Here is a 21,608-nt window from a genome sequence, read left to right as displayed (position 1 = left end):
CGGGCCCTCCGGGCGCTTCGTTCTTTCGTGTTTCCAGCTTACCAGATGTTTTCCGCTCCGTTTCCGGCGCTTCGTTCATCCAACTCGCTGGTGTCATCTGCGGCTTTATGCCCCGTCCGACGTTTCAAACTCTAGCCGACCCCTGCTCCGAAAAGCGAATCAGCCGCAATCCAATAAAACGAGCACGCCGAATAGGAACCAAGCCGCGACAAGACGCGACCCGGCTCGAACCAGGAGGTGGTGTTTCAAGAGGATTGGCCGCCCCGGGACCGTCCGCGCCGATGCGTGTCCGGTGCTCCCTGCCGAGCGACTGGGAGACAGTACCCCCTATTCAGTGCCCGAAACAAACGCCCAGCCCGGGACCGCGCAGGTCTACCCCTGCGAGCCCCTGCCAACCGCCCCTGCCAGCCCCTCCCGACCCCTACCGACCCGCCACAACGCCCCCGGTCACGGCGTCAGGTCGCAGCACCGTTGGCAGCCGTCCGGGCGAGGCGCAGTTGTTCCTCCTCCACGATCAGCGCGGCCAGCGACTGCTCCGAGACGTCGACCGCTTCAGGAGTCGATTCGGCCACGTCACTGCGGCGCGCGTAGTCGTCGAACAACTGGCTCTTCGCGCGAAGGATCTCCACCATCCGCTGGTCGACGCTGTCCACGGCCAGCAAGCGGTGCACCTGCACACGCCGGACCTGGCCCATGCGATGGGCTCTGGCTATCGCCTGGCTCTCCACGGTGGGCTTCACCTGGGGTTCACAGAGGATGACGACCGACGCCGCCTGGATGTTCAGTCCCACACCGCCGGCCTGGATCTGGCTCAGCAGCACCGCATGGCCCTGCACGGCGGCGAACTCGTCCACCACGTCCTGCCGTCGGACAGCGTCCAGGCCTCCGTCGATCGGGCCGAAAGCACGCTGCCCCAGGGCGTCCTGGACGACCCGCAGGACATCTCGGAAGAACGAGAAGACAACGACCTTCAACCCGTTCTCCGCAGCCTCGTCGACGACCTCCATCAGCCGCAGCAGCTTTGCCGACCCTTCCGGGTCCGCGTACGCGGCACGGCGCATGGCCATGAAGTTCCCCTCGGCGACCGCCGAGCGGTAGGCGACGAGATCGGACGCCGACAGTTCCTCCCATTCGTCGACATGAACGACGTCGGGGAGCTCCGTCAGGACGTCCCGCTGGTTGCGGCGCAGGTAGGCCGGTGCCACTGCCTTGCGAAACGACGTCGGCCCCGCGGCGGCCGAACTGCTGTGGATTCCGGGCAGAAGATCAGGCTGCAGATAGCGGACCAGGTTCCGGAACTCCTCCACCCGGTTCTCCATCGGGGTGCCGGTGAGGAACAGGACGCGGTCGACGCGGTCGGTCCACTCGGCCACCGCCTGCGAGCGCTTCGTGCTGTGGTTCTTGACGTAGTGGGCCTCGTCCACCACGACCATGCCGACCGTGACGTCCTCCGGGGCCCCCAGGCGACGCAGTCCGTCGAAGGTCACGACGGCGACACCTCCGCTGCGGAGCCATTCGGTGCGCGCCGCTTCCCGCTCCTGGCCGTGGAGTCGGAACGCCCTCAACGTGCTGCGCGACTCGATCTCCCTGATCCAGTTGATGAGGACGCTCGCCGGGCAGACGACGAGGAAGTGTGCGCTCCCGTGCGCCCGCAGATGCGCGAGTGCGGCAATCGCCTGGATCGTCTTCCCGAGGCCCATCTCATCGCCGATGATCACCCGCTTCTGGGCGAGGGCGAAGCGGGCTCCGAACGCCTGGTAACCACGGAGCGGGACCGTGCACCGGGTGTCGTCCAGCGGCTCGGCCCGGACCCGGTCCGACAGGCTCTCCGGGAGGAAGCCCTCGGAGGCGGTGAGCCCGTCGGAGCCGGATCCGGCGAACTCGCCCAGGACGCCGTAGAACTCGGCCGAGCGGACTTCGAACTCCGCCCAGGCCTCGATGTCCGTGGCCGGTGGGCGGAGGAGGTCCACCGAGGCCTGGGCGAAGAGCATGGACGTTCCTCGGCCCTCCGTCTCCGCGAGCAGGGCGTCCAACCGGTCGACCGCGGCGAACGCCTCCTGTCGGCGCTGCCGCCCGGCGAACAGGCCTCTCACAACGCCCCGGGCCGGCTGGGCGGCGGCGATCAGGGCGGCGGTCTCGCCGGCGACACGCTCCGCCAGCTCCCTGGCCCGTCTCGCATCGGACCCGGCGGCGACCAGCCGTTGGAGTGCGACGACCAGCGCGGTGCCCGCCGCGTCCTGGTGGTCGACGTCCAGCCGGATCGCCACGGCCTGCTCCGCTGCCCGGGCGATCTGCCCGGCGGCGGCGATGGCCTGGAGAGCGCTCTGGGCTCCGATTCCGGGCAGCAGTTGGAGCGTGTAGGGCGTGGCGTCCACCACCTGCCGCACGGTCCTGATTCCGGCGGCCTCCAACGCGCCGACGCGCAGACGCCCCTCGGTGACGTCCTTCAGCCGGGCCACCGGAATGCCGTCCAGTTCGTCGCGGACCAGCTGGCCCCGCAGACCGGCCGCGGCCTGGCGCACGTGCTCGACAGCACCCTGGTGATCGTCGACGACCGCGCGGGCGACCGCATGGAGCCGCTCCCCGTCCGCCAGCACGACCTTGGGCTTCCGGACGGCGCGCTGCCTCTCTCCCACCTACGGCTCCTGTCCCGACTCGACCCTGCGGCACCCTCTCCGGGCGTCCACATGATTCCATCCAGGCACCGCCGACCGCCCCGGATCCCCGACCACTCCCCCGGCCGCCCGACGGCCCGGCGGAGTCTCCGGGCCGGGGGCGCCTGGGCGTCCGTCTCGATCGACGGCGGTCACCCTGCCGTCAGCCGGCGGTCACAGCGCTGCCAGGGCCGTCTCCAGGTCGTCCAGGCCCAGGGAGCCCTGCCGCAGGGCCTTCATGTGCCAGTGCTTGAGGTCGAAGTCGGCGCCCAGCCGGCGGCGGGCCGCCTCGCGGCCGGCCAGCCAGGCGCGCTCGCCGAGTTTGTAGCCGATGGCCTGGCCGGGCCAGCCGAGGTAGCGGACGATCTCACTGTGCAGGTGGGCGGGCGCCAGACCGACGTAGTCGGCCATGAAGGCGGTGGCCAGCTCCGGGGTCCAGCGCTCGCCCGGGTGGAACGGGGAGCCCGCCGGAATGGCGCTCTCCAGGTGCATGCCGAGGTCGACAATGACGCGGGCGACGCGCATCATCTGCTTGCCGAGATAGCCGAGGCGGCGTCCGGGATCGGTGAGGAAGCCGAGCTCGTCCATCAGCCGCTCCGCGTACAGGGCCCAGCCCTCCACGTTGGCGCTGATCTTGCCGAGGGTGACCTGGTAGCGGGACAGCTGCTCCGCCGCCGCGGTCCAGGAGGCGAGCTGCAGATGGTGCCCGGGGACGCCCTCGTGGTACCAGGTGCTGACCAGGCGCCAGGTGCGGAACCGCTCCTGCGCGTCGCCGTTGGCCGGCGGGAGGAAGGTCCGGCCCGGGCGGGCGAAGTCGAGGCTCGGTCCGCTGTAGTACGGCGCGGCGGCGCTGCCGGCCGGGGCGATCCTGGTCTCGACCCGGCGCAGCGGGCCGGTGATATCGAAGTGGCGCCCGTCGAGTACCTCGATCGCGTCGTCCGTGATCTGCTGCAGCCAGCCGCGCATCTGCTCGGCGCCGTGCACGGTGTGTCCGTGCTCGTCCAGGTGGGCCCGGGCTTCCCGGACGGTGGCGCCGGGCAGCACCCGTTCGGCCTCTGTGCGCAGCTCGGCCCAGACCCGGTGGAACTCCTCCCAGGCCCAGTCGTAGGTCTCGTCCAGGTCCAGGTCGGCGCCGGTGTACCGGCGGGCCCCGAGCAGGTAGCGCTCGCGGCCGACGGCGTCCGGCGTGCCTTCCGCAGCGGACCGGTAGCTGTCGCGGAGCCAGTCCCGGAACGCGGCCACAGCGGCGGTCGCCTCGTTCGCGGCGGTGTCCAGTTCGGGGCGGAGCCGCTGCGGCGCGGGGGCGACGAACTCGGCGAACCAGCCGGGGCCCCCGGCCGTCTCGCCGGTCCACGCGGTGAGCTGCGCGCACAGCACGTCGGCCTGGCGGGGCGCGGCGAGCAGTTTGCGGGCGACGCCCTCCGCCAGCGTGGCGCGGTAACCGTCCAGCGCGGCGGGCAGGTTGCGCAGTCGGCCCAGGACCGGGGCCCAGTCGTCGTCGGTGGCGGTGGGCATCATCGTGAAGATGCCCCGGAGCTGGTGCACCGGCGTGTGCAGGTTCCGCACGGCGCGGAAGTTCTCGCCGGCCTCGTGCACCCGCACCTCGGCGTCGAGCCGCTCGCGCAGCAGCCGCGCGCACACGAGCTCCGCCGGATCCCCGTCGGGCCCGGCCTCGGGGACGGCCTCGGGGACGGCGTCCAGACGCGCCAGCGCCTCCCGCGCGAGCCGGACCGTCTCCTCGACGCCGTCCGGCGACAGGTCGGGCATGCGGTCGTCGCCCGGAGCCAGGCCCAGGGACGTGGAGGTGACGGGGTCGTGTGCGGCGACCCGGGCCACGTAGTCGTCGGCGATCTGTCGTGGAGTCATCGTCAGCTCCTTCGGTCGGCGATCGGTCGCGGTACCAGGCATAGGAGGCCTTCGGGGTGCGCCGCTGCGCCGCGAAGTCGCTACGCCGCGAAGTCGCTACGCCGCGAAGTCACTGCGCCACGAAGTCACCGCGCCGCGAAGTCGCTGCGCCGCGAAGTCGACGTGGACGATTCCGGAGCGCCGGCGGAAGGCCTCAGGCCGTCGAACACGTCGTGATTGTAGCCAGGGTCCGCCCTCCCGCCCCGGACGGCCGCCAAGTCCGCACCGCAGCACACGGGTTGGGCCACGACCGGGCAGGGCGAGCCGGCCGCCCCCTCCGGTGCGCAGTGGCGCTGATCACAGCAGGTTTCGCGCAGTCGGCGAAATGCGGGGGCCACCCAGGTTGTTTGCACAGGCAACCAATTCCGCCCCGGCGCACTCCACCGGTACCCACGAGGGATCCCATGACCGTCACCGAGCCCGCAGCCTCCCGCGCGGCCGAAATCCTGTCCCGGCCCGTCACGCTCAACGGGCTGACCGTTCCCAACCGCATCGCGATGGCGCCGATGACGCGCAGGTTCTCCCCGGGCGGCGTGCCCGGCGAGGACGTGCGCTCGTACTACGCCCGCCGGGCCGCCGCGGGCGTCGGCCTGATCATCACCGAGGGGACGTACGTCGGCCACGAGTCCGCCGGCCAGAGTGACGACATCCCGCGCTTCCACGGCGAGGAGCAGCTGGCCGGGTGGGCCCGCGTCGCCGAGGACGTCCACGCGGCGGGCGGCACCATCGTGCCGCAGCTCTGGCACATCGGCATGGTGCGCCAGCAGGGCGACCCGCCGTTCGCCGACGCGCCCGCCGTCGGCCCGTCCGGGATCCGCCTGGACGGCACCGAGGGAACGGGCCGGGCGATGACCCGGACCGATCTGGACGCCGTCATCGGCGCGTTCGCCGAGGCCGCCGCGGCCGCCGAGCGGATCGGCTTCGACGGCGTCGAGCTGCACGGCGCCCACGGCTACCTGCTCGACCAGTTCCTGTGGGCGGGCACCAACCGCCGCACCGACGCCTACGGCGGCGACCCGGTGGCCCGGACGAAGTTCACGGCCGAGCTCGTCGCCGCGGTGCGAGCGGCCGTCTCCCCGGAGTTCCCGGTGATCTTCCGCTACTCGCAGTGGAAGTCCGAGAACTACGAGGCCCGTCTCGCCGAGACCCCCGAGGAGCTGGAGGCGATCCTCACCCCGCTCGCCGAGGCCGGCGTCGACGCCTTCCACGCCTCGACCCGCCGCTACTGGATCCCCGAGTTCGACGGCTCGGACCTCAACCTGGCGGGCTGGACCAAGAAGCTCACCGGCCGCCCCACCATCACCGTCGGCTCGGTCGGCCTCGACGGCGACTTCGTCGGCGCCTTCAGGGGCGAGGGCTCCCCGGTCCAGGCCATCGACAACCTGCTCGACCGGCTGGAGCGCGACGAGTTCGACCTGGTCGCCGTCGGCCGCGCCCTCCTCCAGGACCCGCAGTGGGCCGCCAAGGTCCTCTCCGGCCGCCACGCCGACCTGCGCCCCTACGACGCCGACGCGCTCCGCACCCTCAGCTGACCACCACCCCCCGAGGACCCGGCCGCGCGGCAGGTGCAGCGGCAAGTACGGCGGGGCCGGGTCCCTTCGGACTCCCGCAGGACCGCTCCGGCAGAACGATGTGTCAACAAGCTTGCGTGAGCGGTGATTCCGGACGAAGTCGACACGGACGAGGCCGTGACGCCGGTGGTGGCCCTCGGCCTGCTGCCCCCACTGCCCTGCACAGTGGCCCGTACGGCCTTATGGTGAAGAAAGGCCCCCCGGATGGACCCCTGAGCAGCCTGCCGACGTACGGCGACGACTTCCCGGAGGAGCGCCGATCATCTTCCCGGAGGAGCGCTGATCATGAGTACCTATCGAGTGGCACAGGCGACCGCCCCGGGCGGTGCGCTCCACCCGGCCGAGCGAGAGGTGCCGCAGCCGGGACCCGGCCACGTGAGGATCGCCGTGGAGGCGTGCGGCGTCTGCCACTCCGACACACTCTTCGTGAACGCGGCGCTACCGGGCGTGTCGTTCCCCGTGGTGCCCGGACACGAGATCGCCGGGCACATCGAGGAGTTCGGCGAGGGCACTCGGGACCATGGATGGCAGATCGGCGACCGGGTGGCGGTCGGCTGGTTCGGCGGCAGCTGCGGCCACTGCAAGCCGTGCCGCCAGGGCGACTTCATCGTGTGCCGGAACCTGAAGGTCCCGGGATGGGCGTATGACGGGGGCTTCGCCGAGAAGGTGATCGCGCCCGCCGACGCACTGGCCCGGATCCCCGACGAACTGGCGGCGGGCGATGCCGGGCCGATGGCCTGCGCGGGCGTGACCACGTACAACGGGCTGCGGCGCAGCGCCGCACGGCCCGGCGATCTGGTCGCGGTGCTCGGGCTCGGCGGGCTCGGGCACCTCGGGGTTCAGTACGCGGTCGCGATGGGCTTCGAGACGGTGGCGATCGCCCGGGGAGCCGAGAAGGCCGGCTTCGCCGAGCAACTGGGCGCCCACCACTACGTCGACAGCACCGCCGGCACCCCGGTCGCCGAGGCGCTGCAATCCTTCGGCGGCGCCAGGGCCGTGCTGGCCACTGCCGGGAACTCCGAGGCCATCGCATCCACCCTGGACGGGCTGGCCCCCCGCGGGGAGCTGGTGGTGATCGGGGCGGACGCCGCTCCGATGGCGATCAGTCCGGCCGGACTGCTCATGGGTGCCAACGTCGTCCGGGGCCACCCGTCCGGCACCGCGCAGGACGTGGAGGACACGATGGCGTTCAGCGCCCTGCACGGCATCCGCCCGATGACCGAGACCGTGCCGCTGGACCACGCCGAGGAGGCGTACCAGAAGATGCTCGCCGGGAAGGCCCGCTTCCGGATGGTGCTCACCACCGGCTGACCCGGATCGGCCACGCCCCCCTGGCTAGGCGGTCCCACTACGGGCCTCCCCCGGCTACTCGATCATGGGCCAGGCCATCGAGGCGCTCGGCTGCAGCGACTGCTCGGCCCAGATGATCTTGCCCCAGGGGGTGTAGCGCACGCCCCAGCGTTCGGTGAGCCGGGCGACGAGGAACAGGCCGCGGCCACCCTCGTCCTCGGCGGCCGCGTAGCGCAGGTGCGGGGCGGTGCTGCTGGTGTCGGCGACCTCGCAGATCAGCGTGCGGTCGTACAGCAGCCGCACCTTGATCGGTTCGGTCCCGTGGCGAATGGCATTGGTCACCAGCTCGCTGAGCACCAGTTCGGTGACGAATACGGCCTCCTCAAGGCCCCACTCGGTGAGCTGCCGGGTCGCCTCGGCCCGCGCCCGGCCCACGGCCTCGGGGGTCGCGGCCACTTCCCACTCGCTGGTCCGATCGGGTGCCAGCACCTGGGTGCGGGCGACGAGCAGGGCGATGTCGTCGGTCTGGCGGACGGGCAGCAGGGCGTCGAGCACGGCGTCGCAGACCTCCTGGGGCGACCGGTCGGCGCGGCCCAGGGTGGCGGTGAGGACGTCCAGGCCGACACCGATGTCGCGGGTGCGGTCCTCGATGAGGCCGTCGGTGTAGAGGACCAGGTTGCTGCCCTGGGGCACCCGTACCTCCGTGGCCTCGAAGGGCATCCCGCCCAGGCCGAGCGGCGGACCGGCGGGAAGGCTGAGGACCTCCACCGTGCCGTCCGGGTGGACGAGGGCGGGCGGCGGGTGGCCCGCCCGGGCCAGGGCGCAGGTGGCGGTGGTGGGGTCGTAGATGGCGTAGAGGCAGGTGGCGCCGGTGATCGCGAGCTCGCCCTCGGCTGCCGCCGTCTCCTGGTCGATGTGGGCGACCAGTTCGTCCAGGTGCCCGAGGAGCTCGTCCGGCGGCAGGTCGAGGGTGGAGAAGTTCTGGACCGCGGTGCGCAGGCGGCCCATGGTCGCGGCCGCGTGCAGGCCGTGGCCGACCACGTCCCCGACGACGAGCGCGACCCGGGTGCCCGACAGCGGGATGACGTCGAACCAGTCGCCGCCGACCCCCGCCTGGGCGGGGAGGTAGCGGTAGGCGATGTCGAGGGCGCTCTGCTCGGGCAGCGCGCGCGGCAACAGGCTGTGCTGAAGGGTGACGGCCATCATGTGCTCGCGCGTGTAGCGGCGGGCGTTGTCGATGGACACGGCGGCCCGGGCGGCCAGCTCCTCGGCCAGGGACAGGTCCTCCTCCTCGAAGGGACCTCTGTCACGGCTGCGCCAGAAGCAGGCGATGCCCATCAGCACACCCCGTGCCGACAACGGAACGGCGATCAGCGATGCCAGGCCGAACTCCAGCACCGCCTGCGTACGCTCGGTGTCCTGCATGCGCCAGCCGGCGTCGGTCGCCAGCTCGGTGACCAGCGTGGGACGCCCCCCGACGAAACCCGCCGCCTGCGGGGTGCCCCGGTCCCACCTGACCAGCTCCCCTCGGGGGTACAGCGGCGAATCGTCCCGGGCGCCCGCGAGCGCCACCCGCTGCAGCTCCACCGGGGCATCGACCACCAGCACCCGTGGTTCCTCGCCGTCCAGGACCGCTTCGGCGAGGTCGACAGTGGCGTAGTCGCAGAATTCGTGGGCGGCCGTCCGGACGAGCTCCTCCGCGGTGCGCCGGACGTCCAGGGTCGTGCCGATGGCCAGGCTCGCTTCGTACAGCAGCCTGAGCCGGCTGCGGGCGACCTCCGCCCTCCCCGCGAGGGCGCGCAGTTCGGTGGAGTCGCGCAGGGTGGTGACGCTGCCCGACGGGCCTCCCCCGCTGTCGGTGGGGCGGCTGTTGACGGCCAGCAGGCGGTCTCCGACGGGGAGTACCTCGTCGGTGACCGCACGGTCGGAGAGCAGCAGTTCGGCCGTGCGGGGGGCGAGGCCGAGGTCGGCGACGGTGCACCCCTCCACGTCGGGCGGCAGGTCGAGCAGGCGGCGCGCCTCGTCGTTGGCGAGCAGGACCCGGCCGTCGCCGCTGACGATGGCCACGCCCTCGCGCACCGCGTGCAGCACCGCGTCGTGGTGCTCGTACATCCGGGTCATCTCTTCCGGCCCCAGGCCGCGCGTCTGCCGCAGCAGACGCCTGCCCACCAGCGCCGTGCCGGCCGTGGCCAGGCCCAGCGCCAAGGCGCCGACGCCCAGGACGACCGGCAGCTGGCGGTTGAACGCGCTGCTCACGTTGGAGACCTTCATCCCGGACGAGACGATGCCCACGACCGCCCCGTGGGAGTCCTCCACCGGGACGACCACCTGGTACTCGGAGCCGAGTGGGCCGTTCACGTCCTCGACGGTGACCTGGCCGTGCAGCGACGGCCCGATGGTGCCGATGAACATCTTGCCGATCAGCTCCGGATCGGGGTGGGTGTAGCGGATGCCGTTGCGGTCGGTCACCACGATGAAGTCGACCCCGGCAGCCGTGCGGGCCGCTTCGGTCAGCGGCTGGAGCACCGCGCTGGGGTCGGGGCCCTGCATCGTCGCCACCAGACCGGGACCGTGGGCGAACGCCTGGGCCGCGGCGAGCGTGCGGCCGTGCGCCGCTTCGAACCGGTCGCTGCGGGACTGGACCAGCAGCACGACGACGGCCGTCACCACGAGCAACAGCACGATCAGCACCTGCAGGACGAACATCTGACCGGCGACACTCCGGATGCTCATCACCGACCACAGGCGATGCGCCGACTGCTCCCGCGGGGCTGAGCGTGGGTGTCGCCGCTCACGACGGCTACCCGATCGACGCAGGGGCAGCCAGGAGGAGCGGCCCGTGTCTCTGGCCATACACCCATGATCCACCGCACCCCGGTCACGAGCGGGCCACACTACGCTGATGGGGGCGAAGCGCAGGTGGCAGCGTGTCCCGCCGCAGCACCGAACGGCTCACCCGCCCGCGGCCGGCCGGCCGCCCCTCACCGTTCCTCTCCTCCCTCTCGTCTCCTCTCCTCTCGTCTCCTCCACGACCGAACAGTCCTCGGCGCGGATGTCAGGCGGGGGACGGGGAGGTGTGGAACTGGCGGGTGAGGTAGTTGGACCAGGTCTGGTGGAAGGTGGTGGCGAGTCGGGAGTGGGGGGCGATGAGGTCGAAGGCGTGGTAGGCGCCGGGGTAGAGGTGGAATTCGACCGGGACGCCGTGGGCCCGCAGGCGGGTGGCGTAGTCGAGGTTCTCGTCGCGGAAGCAGTCGAGGTCGCCGACGGTGATGAAGGTGGGCGGCAGGGCGCTGAGGTCGGTGGTGCGGGAGGGGGCGGAGTAGGGGCAGACGTCGTCGGTGCCGGCGCGGTCGCCCAGGATCGCCTGCCAGGCGAGGAGGTTGGTCGAGCGGTCCCAGATGCCGATGTCGGTGATCTCGTGGCTCGATGCGGTGCGGTTGCGGTCGTCGAGCATCGGATACGTGAGTGATTGGAACAGGGGTGTCACGCCGCCGCGGTCGCGGATCAGGAGGGTCGTGGCCGCCGCGACGCCTCCGCCGCCGCTCTGGCCCGCGATGCCGATGCGGGCGCCGTCCAGGCCCAGGGCGTCCGCCTCGCGGCCGAGCCACTGGTAGGCGGTGAAGCCGTCCTCGGCGGCGCCGGGAGCGGGTGTCTCGGGGGCGAGCCGGTAGTCGACCACGGCGACGGCGCAGCCGAGGCTCGCGCCCAGCCGGGTGAGCCACGGGTCGTCCTGGGCGGCGAAGCCGAGGACCTGTCCGCCGCCGTGGAACCAGAGCAGGACCGGCAGAGGACCGGGCGCTTCGGTGGGGCGCAGAAGGCGGATCGGTACGTCGGGGCCGTCCGTGCGGCGCGCGAGGTACGTCTCGATGGTGACCGACGGATCGCCGGGCTGGGCTTCGGCGGCGGCCTCGGCCTGGGCGCGGAACGCCGCGCGCGTTGCGGCGAGGTCTGTCAGGTCGAACGCGCCGTTGGGGGTCATGGGGACCGCGTCGAGGGCCAGGCTCAGTTCCTGGTCCATCAGTTGACGGGATGCGGGCATGGCCGTTCCTGCTTTCGGGGGGAGGTGTTTCGAGGGGGCCGGGGGGAGCCGCTTCAGGGGCGGAACGAGTCGATGACGACCACGCCGGTGGGTCCGTACGTCTCCAGGGACTCCAGGACCTCGCTCGCCTCGTGGAGGCCGACGGTGCGCGAGACGATGCGGCCGGGGTCGAGGCGGCCGGCGGCGATCATGTTCAGCATCGTGCCGAAGCGCTGGCCCTGCATGCCGAAGGCGCTCAGGAACTCCAGCTCCTTGACCATCATGACGTCGACCGGCAGCGCGACGTCCCCCTGTTCCGCAGCGGTGGTGTGTCCGAGCTGCAGGTGGCGGCCGCGAGTGCGCAGGGAGAGGACGGAGTTGCGGCAGGCGGCGGCGATGCCCACGGCGTCGACCGACACGTGCGCACCGCCGCCGGTGAGGGTCTTCACCGCTTCGGCGGGGTCATCGGTCGCCGCGTTGACGGTGTGGACGGCGCCGAGCGCGCGGGCGGCGCCCAGCTTGTCGTCCGTGATGTCGATCGCGATGACGTTGGCGCCCGTCGCCGCGGCGATCTCGACCGTCGACAGCCCCATGCCGCCCCCGGCGCCGTACACCGCGACCCATTCGCCGCCGCGGACCTTCGCCTGGTCGACGACGCCGTGGAAGGCGGTCATGTAGCGGCAGGCCAGCGCGGCGACGTCCACGAAGTCGACGCCCTCCGGCACTTCGACCAGGTTGACGTCGGCGAAGCGGACCATGACGTACTCGGCGAAGGCGCCCCAGTACGACACCCCGGGTACGAGCGAGTCCACGTGCTCGCAGACGTGCTGATTGCCGCTGCGGCACATCTCGCACGCGCCCTCGCCGGGGTTCATCGGGAAGATGACGCGGTCGCCCTCCTTCCACCCCCGCACCTCGCGGCCGACCTCCACGACGGTGCCGGCGAACTCGTGGCCGAGGACGAACGGGGCCTCGACACGCGGTCCGCCCGTCCAGAACTCCCCGGCCCACAGGGCCCAGTCGGTCCGGCAGATCCCGTTCGCCCCGACGCGCACGATCGCGCCGTCCGGCGGGCAGGAGGGATCGGGCACGTCGCGGATGACGAGCGGCTTGTGGAGTTCCTCGATGACTGCGGCGCGCATGGCGCGGCCTCCTCGTGCTTGGAGTCGACGGGAGCGGGGAGCAACCGCCTGAAGTCCACCGGTTCAAGTGGTGGACTTGGAAGCTAGCCGCTTGCCCGGAATCATGTCAACCGCATAAAGTGGTGGACATGGACGACAGGGACGACAGCCGCGAGGGGCGCCAGCGCGCCAAGGCCGACTTCCGCTTCGACGACGCGCGGCTGTGCTTCGCCTTCGCCGGCACCCTGGCCGACCGCGGCGCGGACACGCCCTTCGAACGGCTCGCCCGGCCCGAGGACTTGAGCCGCTGGGCCGTCGAAAGCGACTGCACGACAGCGCCGCCGCCCTGCACCGAGGCCGACCTCGGCCGCGCCAGGCAGCTGCGTGAGGCGATCCAGCGGACCGGCCGCGCCCTGGCGGACGCCACGCCGCCCTCGCCCGAGGACATCGCGCTCGTCAACCGCGCCGCCGCCGAGCCCCCCTCGACACCCGAACTCGCCCCCGACGCGACCACCGTGCGCTGGCACGGCGACGCACTCGCGGCGGTGCTCTCGATGGTCGCCCGGGATCTGATCGCCCTCTGCGCATCGGAGCACCGCACCCGCGTCCGCATCTGCGGGAACCCCGACTGCGGCGCCCCCTTCGTCGACACCTCCCGCGCGGGCGCCCGCCGCTGGTGCTCGATGAAGACCTGCGGCGCCCTCGTCAAAAAACGCGCCTACCGGGCCAGGCAACAGACACCCGCCGACGGCGCCCGGTAGCGCATCGCCGCGCGCGGCGAAATCGGCACCTACTCCTACCAGGTCCACGGAGCAGGCTGCCTCTTCATCAGCGACAACGGCACCGAGATCGACGTGGACTTCGCAGCCGACGGCAGGGAGATCTTCGATCTCTGGCGGCTGCGCCGCTATGGCCGGAGTTTGCCCGCGCCTCACGACCCCACGGAGCAGGACCTGCGGTCCGCAGTGGAGTCGCTGAAGCCACCGCTGGTCGAGGTGCAGCCAGGGTGGTTCAGCGTGGCCGAGGTCAAGACTTCAGCGTGAGACCGGCGCGGTCGACGACGAGCCCGCCATTCAGCGACTGATCACGAGGTCGTAGGTCGCGGGGCCACGAACCCCCGTGCTCGCGATTGCTTCGGATTCCTGGGGTATCGCTCTCACTACTGGCTCGTTCTGAGCAGGTGTTCGGGCCGCGGTACACGCGGACGGATCATGCGGCCGACCGCGCTGACGTCGAGAGTCAGGAGGGCCCGGCCTCTTCTGTCCCCGCCATCCCGCTCGCCTCTGCGATTCCCTCGACCGTCGCGCGGTCGCTCGCCCGCCGGCCCTCAGCGGCGTCAAGCCGGTCGCGCATTTCCCGCAGTCGGGCCGGGTCGGAGGCGACCTCCAGCGGTACGAGCGACATGACCTCCTTGGCCCACTCCCCGTCGCCGAGGTCGGCCACCACACGGTCGGCGCGGTCCTCGTGTCCGGGTGTCAGGGCGCCGATCAGGCCGAGGAGAACGAGCAGTTCGCGCTGCACCGCAGGTGTGAACAGCTCCCGCTCCTCGTCGTCCAGCTTCACCGCGATCCGCCCACCGCCGAGCTCGGCATAGCCGCGCAGGACGTCCATCAGAAGCTTGAACTGCCGCTCGGGCATCAGGACCTGGAGCGACTCGACGTAGAGCTTCAGTCGCAGCGCCGGCAGTTCCGAGGGGTTCGCATCGCCGTCCTCGTGCTCGCTGTCCGCCATCCGGGCCCTCCCTGGTGTGTCGGTCGACCGGCATCCTCACCGTTCGTAGTCACCCGATGGCACGGATGGTGAAGACAAGTGACGGCGCCCGGAGGCGGGCGGAGTTCCCATTGCCGTCAAGGATCAGACGATACTCGGAGCCGGGACGGGCGCGATCGACGGGCCGGGGGCCGCCGCGGCCCCCGGCCGAACCGCTGGCGAAGACCGTCCGACCTATCGGACACCCTGTCATCACCGCCGAGCGCGGGGTACTCGGCTACGGGTTCGCATTTCGCCAGTCGCTTCCTTCCCGGTCGCGATCCTGACTCGCACCCCTCGCGCAGCTCGCAACTAACGTCCAAATTTCACATGATGACTGGCAATCAGATCGCGGTACCAGGTGTAGGAGGCCTTCGGGGTGCGCTTCTGCGTCTCGAAGTCGACGTGGATGAGGCCGAAGCGCTGGTGGTAGCCCTCAGCCCATCGAACAGGCTGTCATTATAGGGAGACCGTAACTACCAGTCACGGCCTTTCCCAACTCGGCCATCTCGCAGGAAAGTTACCGACCCCTACCTTGCATTCTGCGCCCGGTGGGCGGCGATCAGGTTGCGGTACCAGGCAAAGGAGGCCTTCGGTGTACGCCGCTGCGTTTCGAAGTCGACGTGGACGAGTCCGAACCGCTGGCTGAACAGCCCCTCTGCCCATTCGAAGTTGTCGAGGAGGGACCAGGTGTAGTAGCCGCGGATGTCGATTCCCTCAGCGGCGGCTTGGGCGAGGGCGTCGAGGTGGGCGGCCATGAAGTCGATGCGGGGCTGGTCGGGGACGGTCTCCTCGGTGACGGAGCAGCCGTTCTCCGTGATGGTGATCGGTGGAAGGGCCTTACCGTAGGTGTCCCGCAGGCCGAGGAGGAGTTGGGTGAGGGCGTCGGGGACGACGGGCCAGCCGAAGGCGGTGCGGGGGACGTCGGGGATGTCGACGAAGTCGAAGGGGAGGCCCGGTTCGGTGGGGGCGGCGATGCGGGTGGGGTTGTAGAAGTTGAGGCCGAGGCCGTCGAGGCCGGGGGCGGCGATGAGGTCGGTGTCGCCGGGGTGGAGGGCGCCGTAGAGGTCGTCGGGGACGCCGAGGGCGGAGAGGTCGGGGTAGTGGCCGAGGAGGACGGGGTCGGTGAACAGGCGGTTGTGCAGGGCGTCGTAGGCCTCAGCGGCGGCCGTGTCGGCGGGCGAGGCGGAGGCGGGCTCGACCGGGGTGAGGTTGTTGGAGAGCATCACCTCCAGGCCGCGGTCGTGGAGCAGGGACGCGGCCAGGCCGTGGGCGAGGAGTTGGTGGTGGGCGGCCGGGAGGGCCTCCAGCATCAGGGTGCGGCCGGGGGCGTGGGTGCCGAGGGCGTAGCCGAAGACGGTGTGGACGAAGGGCTCGTTGAGGGTGATCCAGGCGGGGATGCGGTCGCCGAGGCGGTCGGCCACGACGGTGGCGTACTCGGCGAAGCGGTACGCGGTGTCGCGGTTCAGCCAGCCGCCGTTGTCTTCCAGGCCTTGCGGGAGGTCCCAGTGGAAGAGGGTGGGGAGCGGGGTGATGCCCGACTCCAACAACGCGTCCACCAGGCGGTCGTAGAAGGCGAGTCCGGCGGGGTTGACTGTGCCCGCGCCGGTGGGGAGCACGCGGGGCCAGGAGATGGAGAAGCGGTAGCCGTCCAGCCCGAGGTCCTTCATCAGCGCGATGTCCTCGGGGTACCGGTGGTAGTGGTCGCAGGCCACCGCGCCCGTGTGGCCGTCGCGGACGGCGCCGGGGCGGGCGGCGAAGGTGTCCCAGACGGAGGGCCCGCGGCCGTCTTCGGTCACCGCCCCCTCGATCTGGTAGGCGGCGGTGGCGGCGCCCCAGCGGAACCCCGTCGGCAGGTCGTAGCGGTCCGGCATGACTGCCTCCTGACATGAACGTGAGGGGAACTCATGTTACTGGCGCGACACCGAAACGCCAGGGGCAACCGGCCACCACCACAAGGGAACAGCCGCCACCCGCACGCCCCGACCGTCCGCGCGCCATCCCACCGGGCCCCGTCCGGTGGCCGACCGCCGGGGAGGGGGGTTGCATGGGGTGACCGGGCCCCAGCGATTCGGGAGGCTACCGTGTACGAGATGTGGGCCGAGCACGACCCGGCGGTGTCACCGCCGGCCGTGGTGTGGCACGTGGTGACGAAGAACGACTCGTCGACGTCCCTGTGCGGACGCTTCCTCGAACCCGCCCAGCGCGTCGCGCCGGCTGCGGGCGTCGAGGAGTCGGCGGGCCCGGACCGTTACTGCGATCCATGCCTGATCACCGTTCGCGAGGCCATGGCCGCGGCCGCCCGGTGACCGAAGCCGTCAGGTCGCCCTGGGGTCCACCTGAAGACGGACCCCAGGCCTGTCCGACCGATCTTGGTGGGACAGGACCTGGGCGTTCGAGGGCGGCGTCGACGGCAACGGCGTGAACAGGAGCGCGGGAACGGGAGGTTGGGCGGTTCCGGCCGTCCGGGCCGGTCAGTAGGGCCCGGCCAGCGCGGCCACCCCCGGGAAGCGGGCGATCGCCTGGCCGGCGGTCGGCGGGTGGGCGCGCCGGGGTCGCAGTGCGCCGAGGGCCACCGCGGGTCTGGCCAGCCGGGCGGGTCTCGCGGCGAGGGAGAACACCTCGAAGTAGGCGGCCGAGACGGCGGGGTCGGTGAGGGCTGCGCCCAGCACCCGGCGGGTGTACCAGCGGGTGAACACGGCGGCGGGCCCGGCGGCGGTGGCGGGGTGGCTCGACAGCGCGTCCGGGAAGCCCTCGTCCTGGTCCTTGGCCATGTCCCAGGGCGTGTCGACGACCCTGGCGATCCGCCGCTGGATCAGTGCGCTCACCCCCGGGTGCAGGCCTTCGCTGTCGACGGCGGCGCGGATGGCGGCGGCACACTGGGCGGCGACCGTCATGCCGTGCCCGTACACCGGGTTCAGCGCCGCCACCGCGTCGCCGGTGGCGGCGAACCCGGCCAGCTGGCCGCCCTCGTAGCACTCGTAGCGGCGCCGGCGGTTCAGCGTCCCGTGGCAGGTGCGGATCGGGCCGAGCGGGCGGGCGGCGCGGGCGAGGTCGTGGACGACCGGGTGGTCCAGCGCCTTCAGGAAGTCGTGGAACTCCCGCTCGCCCCGGGCGGGTTCGCCGCCCCGGGTGCCGGAGAGCGTGACGATCCAGCGCCCGTCCTCGATCGGGATGATGGTGGCGCCCCGACCGGGCCGGCCGCGCCCCGGGACGGGCACGATGCTCACCACCGGGAAGCCCTCGTTTCCGCCCGGCGTCTCGAACACCCGGGCGGCGTAGGCGAGTCCGGCGTCCACCGTCTCCTCGCACAAGCCCTCGACCCCCAGGGCGCGCAGCCACTCCGGGGCGCGGGAGCGGCGGCCGGTCGCGTCGACGACCAGGTCGGCCCGCAGGGTCTCCCGCGATCCGTCCGGGTTCTCGATGTGGACCCCGACGATCCGGCCCGGGCCGCCCACCAGGCCGAGGACGGAGGTGCGTTCGCGGACCGTCACGTTCGCCTGCTCGCGCAGCCGCCGCCGGACGACGTGGTCGAGCAGGTGCCGGCTGCACGCGATCAGGTAGGCCGGCGAGTCGAAGCCCTGGAGCCAGCCCGGCCCGAGGCGCATCAGCAGGCCGGCGGGGATCGAGCGGTAGTGGGCGCCGGCGGCGAGCAGGGCGTCGAGCGTTCCGGGCAGGACCTCCTCGACGGCGTCCGCGCCGCCGCCGAGCAGGATGTGGCTGAACTCGCCCTGCGGCAGGCCCCGGCGCGGGCCGGGCAGGACGGGCAGGACGTCCTGTTCGAGAACGGTGACGCTCCGGGCGTGCGGCGCCAGGGCGGCGGCCGCCAGCGTGCCGGCCAGGCCGCCGCCGAGGACGAGGGCCGTGCTCACCCGGCGGCCCCGGTGCGGACGAGGCCGTCACGGCGGGTCGCGCGCATCCACACCGGGCCGGGGCGCAGCGTGGCGAGCGGCATCTCGCGGACGGTCCGGCCGGGGACGTGCTCCAGGTGCCAGGCCCGCATGATCGTGGCGAGCAGCAGGACGGACTCGGTCATGCCGAACTGCTCGCCGACGCAGCGGCGCGGTCCCGCGCCGAAGCCGATGAACGGGCCGCGCTGCGGGTGGACGCCCACCCACCGCTCGGGGTCGAAGCGGTCGGGCTCGGGGAACAGGGCGGGCTGGCGGTGGAGCAGGTAAGGGCTGTAGATGACCGACGTGCCCTCGGGCAGGCGGTGCGCGCCGAGTTCGGTGTCGGTGGTGGTGACGCGGGTGAGCAGCCAGCCCGGGGAGTACAGCCGGACGGCCTCGCGGACGACCCGGGTGGTGAGCTCCAGCCCGTCCACGCTCGCCGACGTGCCGGCCGCCGTGGTGGCGTCGGCCTCGGCCCTGTCCGCCTCGGCTACGTTCACCCCGGTCGCGTCGACGCGGGCCGCGTCCACCTCGGCTCGGACCCGGTCTGCGATGTCCGGGTGTTGGGCGAGCAGGTGCAGGGCCCACACGGTGGAGTTGGCGATGGTGTCGAAGCCGGCGGCGAAGATCGTCATCACCTGGTCGGTGACCTCCGCGTTGGAGAGCGCCTGCCCGCCCGCGTCGGCGGCCACCAGCGTCGACACCAGGTCGCCCCGGTCCTCCGGATCCGCGCGGTAGGCGGTGACGACCTCGTCGACCAGGCGCACCAGCCGGGTGCGGGCGGCGTCGTAGCGGCGGTTGGCCGGCAGCGGGATCCGGTTGAGCCGGTGGGGCAGCAGCATGCGCCGGTAGGAGCCGCCGATGAGCAGGACGAAGTCGTCGACGGTCTCCTGGAGGCCGGTGAACGGCAGCCGGGTGAACAGGGTCGAGACCAGGCTGCGCCCGGCGGCCAGGCTCAACTCGGCGGTGATGTCGACCTCCTGCCCGTCGCTCCAGGACCCGGCCAGCCGTCGGGCCTCCCGGGCCATCACCTCCGTGTACCGCGCGATCCGGTCGGCGCGGAAGGCGGGCTGGACGTAGCGGCGCTGGCGGCGGTGGTCGGCGTGGGGGCAGGTCACCAGGCCGTTGCCGGCGAAGTCGCGGACCCGTTCGAACAGGAACCCGCCCTTGTCGAAGACCCGGTCCTCGCGCAGGACGTGCCGGGTCAGCTCCAGGTCGCAGACCACCACCGCCGAAACCGGCCCCAGTCTGATCTGGACGAGGCCGCCGTACCGGGGCAGGGAACGCAGGAACGCCAGCGGGTCGCGCAGGAACGGCACCAGGTGCCCGAGCAGCGGCAGGCCGCCGGGCGGACGGGGGATCATCGCGGTGACTCCGTACGGTAGCGGGCGGCCGTCGCCGTCCAGTGGATGAGCGCGCGGGTGAAGCGGACCAGCCCGAGGGCGAAGGCCCGGACCTCGCCGGGCGACGACGGGTCGCGGGCGATGCCGTCCGCCAGGAACTCCAGCGTCGTCGACTCGGCCTCGCACAGGGCCCCGAGCCGGGCCGACGCCTCTTGGGGGGCCAGGCCCTCGTGGACGGTGAACGAGCGCAGCAGGTTCTTGCCGTTCCCGGCGGCGGACTCCCCCTCGGCGGAGTAGAGGTCGTTGACCCAGCAGACGACGTGGTTGAAGCGCATCAGCAGGTCCGCCACCCTCGGGTGCCGGAACACCTCGTCGGCGAGGTCCAGGCCGTGGGCGAGTTCGATCCACCCCGCCGCGCACGACACGGCGCCGTCCTGGTCCCGTCGGCGTAGGTACTCGGGGACGGTCTGCACGGCGCCGGCCGGGGCGGCGGTCCCGAGGTCGTGGAAGGGGGTGTCGCGGAAGGGCGCGTCGCGGAAGGCGGTGTCGCGGAAGGCGGTGTCGCGGAGTGAGGCCTCGTCGAGGTAGCCGAGCGAGGTGTCCAGGTACGCGCGGAAGTACGCCGCGTAGCGCGCCCGCCACTGCGGCGGCGTCAGCTCGACCGTCTCCCGCCACAGCACCGCGAACGCCTCGACGAGTGCGTCGCCGGGCGGCTCGATGCCATCCCAGCCGCCGTCCGAGGCACCATCCGGGCCACCGCCCGGAACGCTGTCCGGAACGCCGTCCGAGCCGCCACCCGGAACGCTGTCCGAGTCGACGCCCGAACCGCCGTCCAGGACGTCCGTGAGCGCCTGGACGGTCCGCCGGGCCGCCGTGACGGGCCGGCCGATCCACTGGTCGTCGAAGCGGTCGTCGAGGATCCAGGTGAGCACCAGCCACTTCGCCGCCGCAACCAGCCTCGGCCCCCGGGGGACGTCGCCCCACGCCTCCGCCACCAGGTCCAGGTGGCCCTGTGCCAGGAACCCTTGGACGTCACCGCCGAGCACCCCGCTCGCCACCAGCCACGCCCCGACGTCGCGGCGGAGGGCGCCGGCCTCGCCATGCGGCGCCGGTCTGGCGACTCCCGCGAGGAGGTCCGGGCCTCCGGGGTGCTCGGCGGCGAGGCCACACATGCCGCGGTACGACGAAACGCCCATGCCCGTGCTCCCCCTCGCTCACCACCTCCGACCGGCCGGTCGGAGAAGGACCAGTCTGGCCAGCCACCGCGACTGTTCAAAGCGCAACCATCGCTTTTCCCCCGCACGAGTGATCGCGCCGTCACCACGTCGACACGGACCGTGACCGTTCCCCGTGTGCCGCCCGGCCCCTCCCGGCGCGCCCCACCCGGCGGCGGCCAGGCTCTCGCCGGGCGTCCGATATCCGGTTGGGATGTGGCGCCGGGGTGGCTACGGTGGCGGGATGGCGACTCAGGTGATTGTGCTGAACGGTGGTTCCAGCTCGGGCAAGTCCGGGATCGCCCGGTGTCTGCAGGCGGTGCTGCCGGAGCCCTGGCTGACGGTCGGGGTCGACACCCTGATCGAGGCGATGCCCGCGTCCCTGCACGATACGGACGGGGGCATCGGTTTCGCGGCCGACGGCGGGGTGAGCGTCGGGTCAAAGTTCCAGGCCTTGCAGGCGGCGTGGATCGCGGGGGTCGCGACCATGGCGGGGGCGGGCGCGCGGGTGATCGTCGACGAGGTCTTCCTCGGCCGGGCGGAGTCCCAACTCCGTTGGGAGAAGGCGCTCGTGGGCCTGGATGTGCTGTGGGTCGGAGTCCGCTGCGAGGTGGCGGTGGCCACCGGCCGGGAGCTCGCCCGGGGGAACCGGATCCTGGGGATGGCCGCTTCGCAGGCGGAATTGGTCCACCAGGGCGTGCGCTACGACCTGGAGGTGGACACCTCGCGCACCGAGTCGCTGGAGTGCGCGCGGAGGATTGCCGCCCACCTCGAAGGCGACGCCGCCGGATCCGCCCCCGTCGGCGGGTGACCCGGGGCCAGGGTCAGAGCCAGGGCTCGGGCCAGGGCTCGG

At 72.3% G+C, this 21,608-nt stretch carries 16 protein-coding genes and 1 pseudogene; 6 read left to right on the top strand and 11 right to left on the bottom strand.

Features of this window, described 5'->3' with window-relative positions:
* Nucleotides 1-455: 455 nt before the first annotated feature.
* Together ACFV6D_RS32220 and ACFV6D_RS32215 are read right to left on the bottom strand one after the other, a co-directional pair.
* Nucleotides 456-2,636, bottom strand: coding sequence for a DEAD/DEAH box helicase (locus ACFV6D_RS32220; RefSeq protein ID WP_380562301.1), 2,181 nt, complete (start codon nt 2,634-2,636; stop codon nt 456-458).
* Nucleotides 2,637-2,828: 192 nt separating this feature from the next.
* Nucleotides 2,829-4,520, bottom strand: a complete 1,692-nt coding sequence (locus ACFV6D_RS32215) for a DUF885 domain-containing protein (protein ID WP_380562299.1) — start codon at nt 4,518-4,520, stop codon at nt 2,829-2,831.
* Nucleotides 4,521-4,963: 443 nt separating this feature from the next.
* On the opposite strand from ACFV6D_RS32215, the gene ACFV6D_RS32210 reads away from it, so the two are divergent.
* On the top strand, nt 4,964-6,091 hold the full coding sequence (locus ACFV6D_RS32210) for an NADH:flavin oxidoreductase (RefSeq protein WP_380562297.1): 1,128 nt from the start codon (nt 4,964-4,966) through the stop codon (nt 6,089-6,091).
* A 324-nt stretch (nt 6,092-6,415) separates the two neighbouring features.
* The gene (locus ACFV6D_RS32205; RefSeq protein WP_380562295.1) at nt 6,416-7,441 is read left to right on the top strand and encodes an alcohol dehydrogenase catalytic domain-containing protein; all 1,026 of its coding nucleotides are present in this window, start codon (nt 6,416-6,418) and stop codon (nt 7,439-7,441) included.
* A 54-nt stretch (nt 7,442-7,495) separates the two neighbouring features.
* On the opposite strand, the gene ACFV6D_RS32200 is transcribed toward ACFV6D_RS32205, so the two are convergent.
* The 3 genes from ACFV6D_RS32200 to ACFV6D_RS32190 form a co-directional block, all read right to left on the bottom strand.
* Nucleotides 7,496-10,153, bottom strand: a complete 2,658-nt coding sequence (locus ACFV6D_RS32200; RefSeq protein WP_380562293.1) for a SpoIIE family protein phosphatase — start codon at nt 10,151-10,153, stop codon at nt 7,496-7,498.
* 322 nt (nt 10,154-10,475) lie between these two features.
* Complete coding sequence (locus ACFV6D_RS32195) at nt 10,476-11,459, bottom strand: alpha/beta hydrolase (protein WP_380423933.1); 984 nt, start codon at nt 11,457-11,459, stop codon at nt 10,476-10,478.
* A gap of 53 nt (nt 11,460-11,512) precedes the next feature.
* Nucleotides 11,513-12,580: an alcohol dehydrogenase catalytic domain-containing protein gene (locus ACFV6D_RS32190; protein WP_380562291.1), complete on the bottom strand. Its 1,068-nt coding sequence runs from the start codon at nt 12,578-12,580 to the stop codon at nt 11,513-11,515.
* A 128-nt stretch (nt 12,581-12,708) separates the two neighbouring features.
* Here ACFV6D_RS32190 and ACFV6D_RS32185 point away from each other — a divergent pair, with 128 nt between their 5' ends.
* Both ACFV6D_RS32185 and ACFV6D_RS32180 read left to right on the top strand, forming a co-directional pair.
* On the top strand, nt 12,709-13,320 hold the full coding sequence (locus ACFV6D_RS32185; RefSeq protein ID WP_380423934.1) for a CGNR zinc finger domain-containing protein: 612 nt from the start codon (nt 12,709-12,711) through the stop codon (nt 13,318-13,320).
* Between the two features lie 3 nt (nt 13,321-13,323).
* Entirely contained in the window at nt 13,324-13,602 is a 279-nt protein-coding gene (locus ACFV6D_RS32180; RefSeq protein ID WP_380562303.1) for a DUF6896 domain-containing protein, read from the top strand.
* Nucleotides 13,603-13,798: 196 nt separating this feature from the next.
* Here the strand turns inward: ACFV6D_RS32180 and ACFV6D_RS32175 are convergent, their stop codons facing one another.
* The 3 genes and pseudogenes from ACFV6D_RS32175 to ACFV6D_RS32165 all read right to left on the bottom strand — a co-directional run bounded on the left by ACFV6D_RS32175 (nt 13,799) and on the right by ACFV6D_RS32165 (nt 16,182).
* A complete protein-coding gene (locus ACFV6D_RS32175; protein WP_380491099.1) occupies nt 13,799-14,290 on the bottom strand; it encodes a hypothetical protein in 492 nt (163 codons plus the stop codon).
* 330 nt (nt 14,291-14,620) lie between these two features.
* Nucleotides 14,621-14,752: pseudogene (locus ACFV6D_RS32170) on the bottom strand (family 1 glycosylhydrolase); the annotation flags it as partial.
* An 86-nt stretch (nt 14,753-14,838) separates the two neighbouring features.
* The gene (locus ACFV6D_RS32165) at nt 14,839-16,182 is read right to left on the bottom strand and encodes a GH1 family beta-glucosidase (RefSeq protein WP_380562289.1); all 1,344 of its coding nucleotides are present in this window, start codon (nt 16,180-16,182) and stop codon (nt 14,839-14,841) included.
* Nucleotides 16,183-16,392: 210 nt separating this feature from the next.
* Between ACFV6D_RS32165 and ACFV6D_RS32160 the strand changes: the two genes are divergently transcribed.
* Entirely contained in the window at nt 16,393-16,617 is a 225-nt protein-coding gene (locus ACFV6D_RS32160; protein WP_363377142.1) for a hypothetical protein, read from the top strand.
* A gap of 165 nt (nt 16,618-16,782) precedes the next feature.
* Here ACFV6D_RS32160 and ACFV6D_RS32155 read toward each other — a convergent pair whose 3' ends face one another.
* The 3 genes from ACFV6D_RS32155 to ACFV6D_RS32145 are packed head-to-tail and all read right to left on the bottom strand — an operon-like array spanning nt 16,783 to nt 20,737.
* Entirely contained in the window at nt 16,783-18,180 is a 1,398-nt protein-coding gene (locus ACFV6D_RS32155) for an NAD(P)/FAD-dependent oxidoreductase (RefSeq protein WP_063350413.1), read from the bottom strand.
* Nucleotides 18,177-19,562: a cytochrome P450 gene (locus ACFV6D_RS32150; RefSeq protein WP_380562287.1), complete on the bottom strand. Its 1,386-nt coding sequence runs from the start codon at nt 19,560-19,562 to the stop codon at nt 18,177-18,179. Before ACFV6D_RS32150 ends, ACFV6D_RS32155 begins: the two co-directional genes overlap by 4 nt.
* Complete coding sequence (locus ACFV6D_RS32145) at nt 19,559-20,737, bottom strand: terpene synthase family protein (protein ID WP_380562285.1); 1,179 nt, start codon at nt 20,735-20,737, stop codon at nt 19,559-19,561. The genes ACFV6D_RS32150 and ACFV6D_RS32145 overlap by 4 nt, the downstream gene beginning before the upstream one ends.
* Before the next feature lie 262 nt (nt 20,738-20,999).
* Here ACFV6D_RS32145 and cpt point away from each other — a divergent pair, with 262 nt between their 5' ends.
* A complete protein-coding gene (cpt, locus tag ACFV6D_RS32140) occupies nt 21,000-21,566 on the top strand; it encodes a chloramphenicol phosphotransferase CPT (RefSeq protein WP_380562283.1) in 567 nt (188 codons plus the stop codon).
* Nucleotides 21,567-21,608: the final 42 nt, after the last annotated feature.

The organism is Kitasatospora sp. NPDC059812, from assembly GCF_042732075.1.
Lineage (GTDB): Bacteria > Actinomycetota > Actinomycetes > Streptomycetales > Streptomycetaceae > Kitasatospora.
The sequence above is the reverse complement of the archived record's forward strand: the minus strand, read 5'-3'. Positions and strand labels throughout refer to the sequence as shown.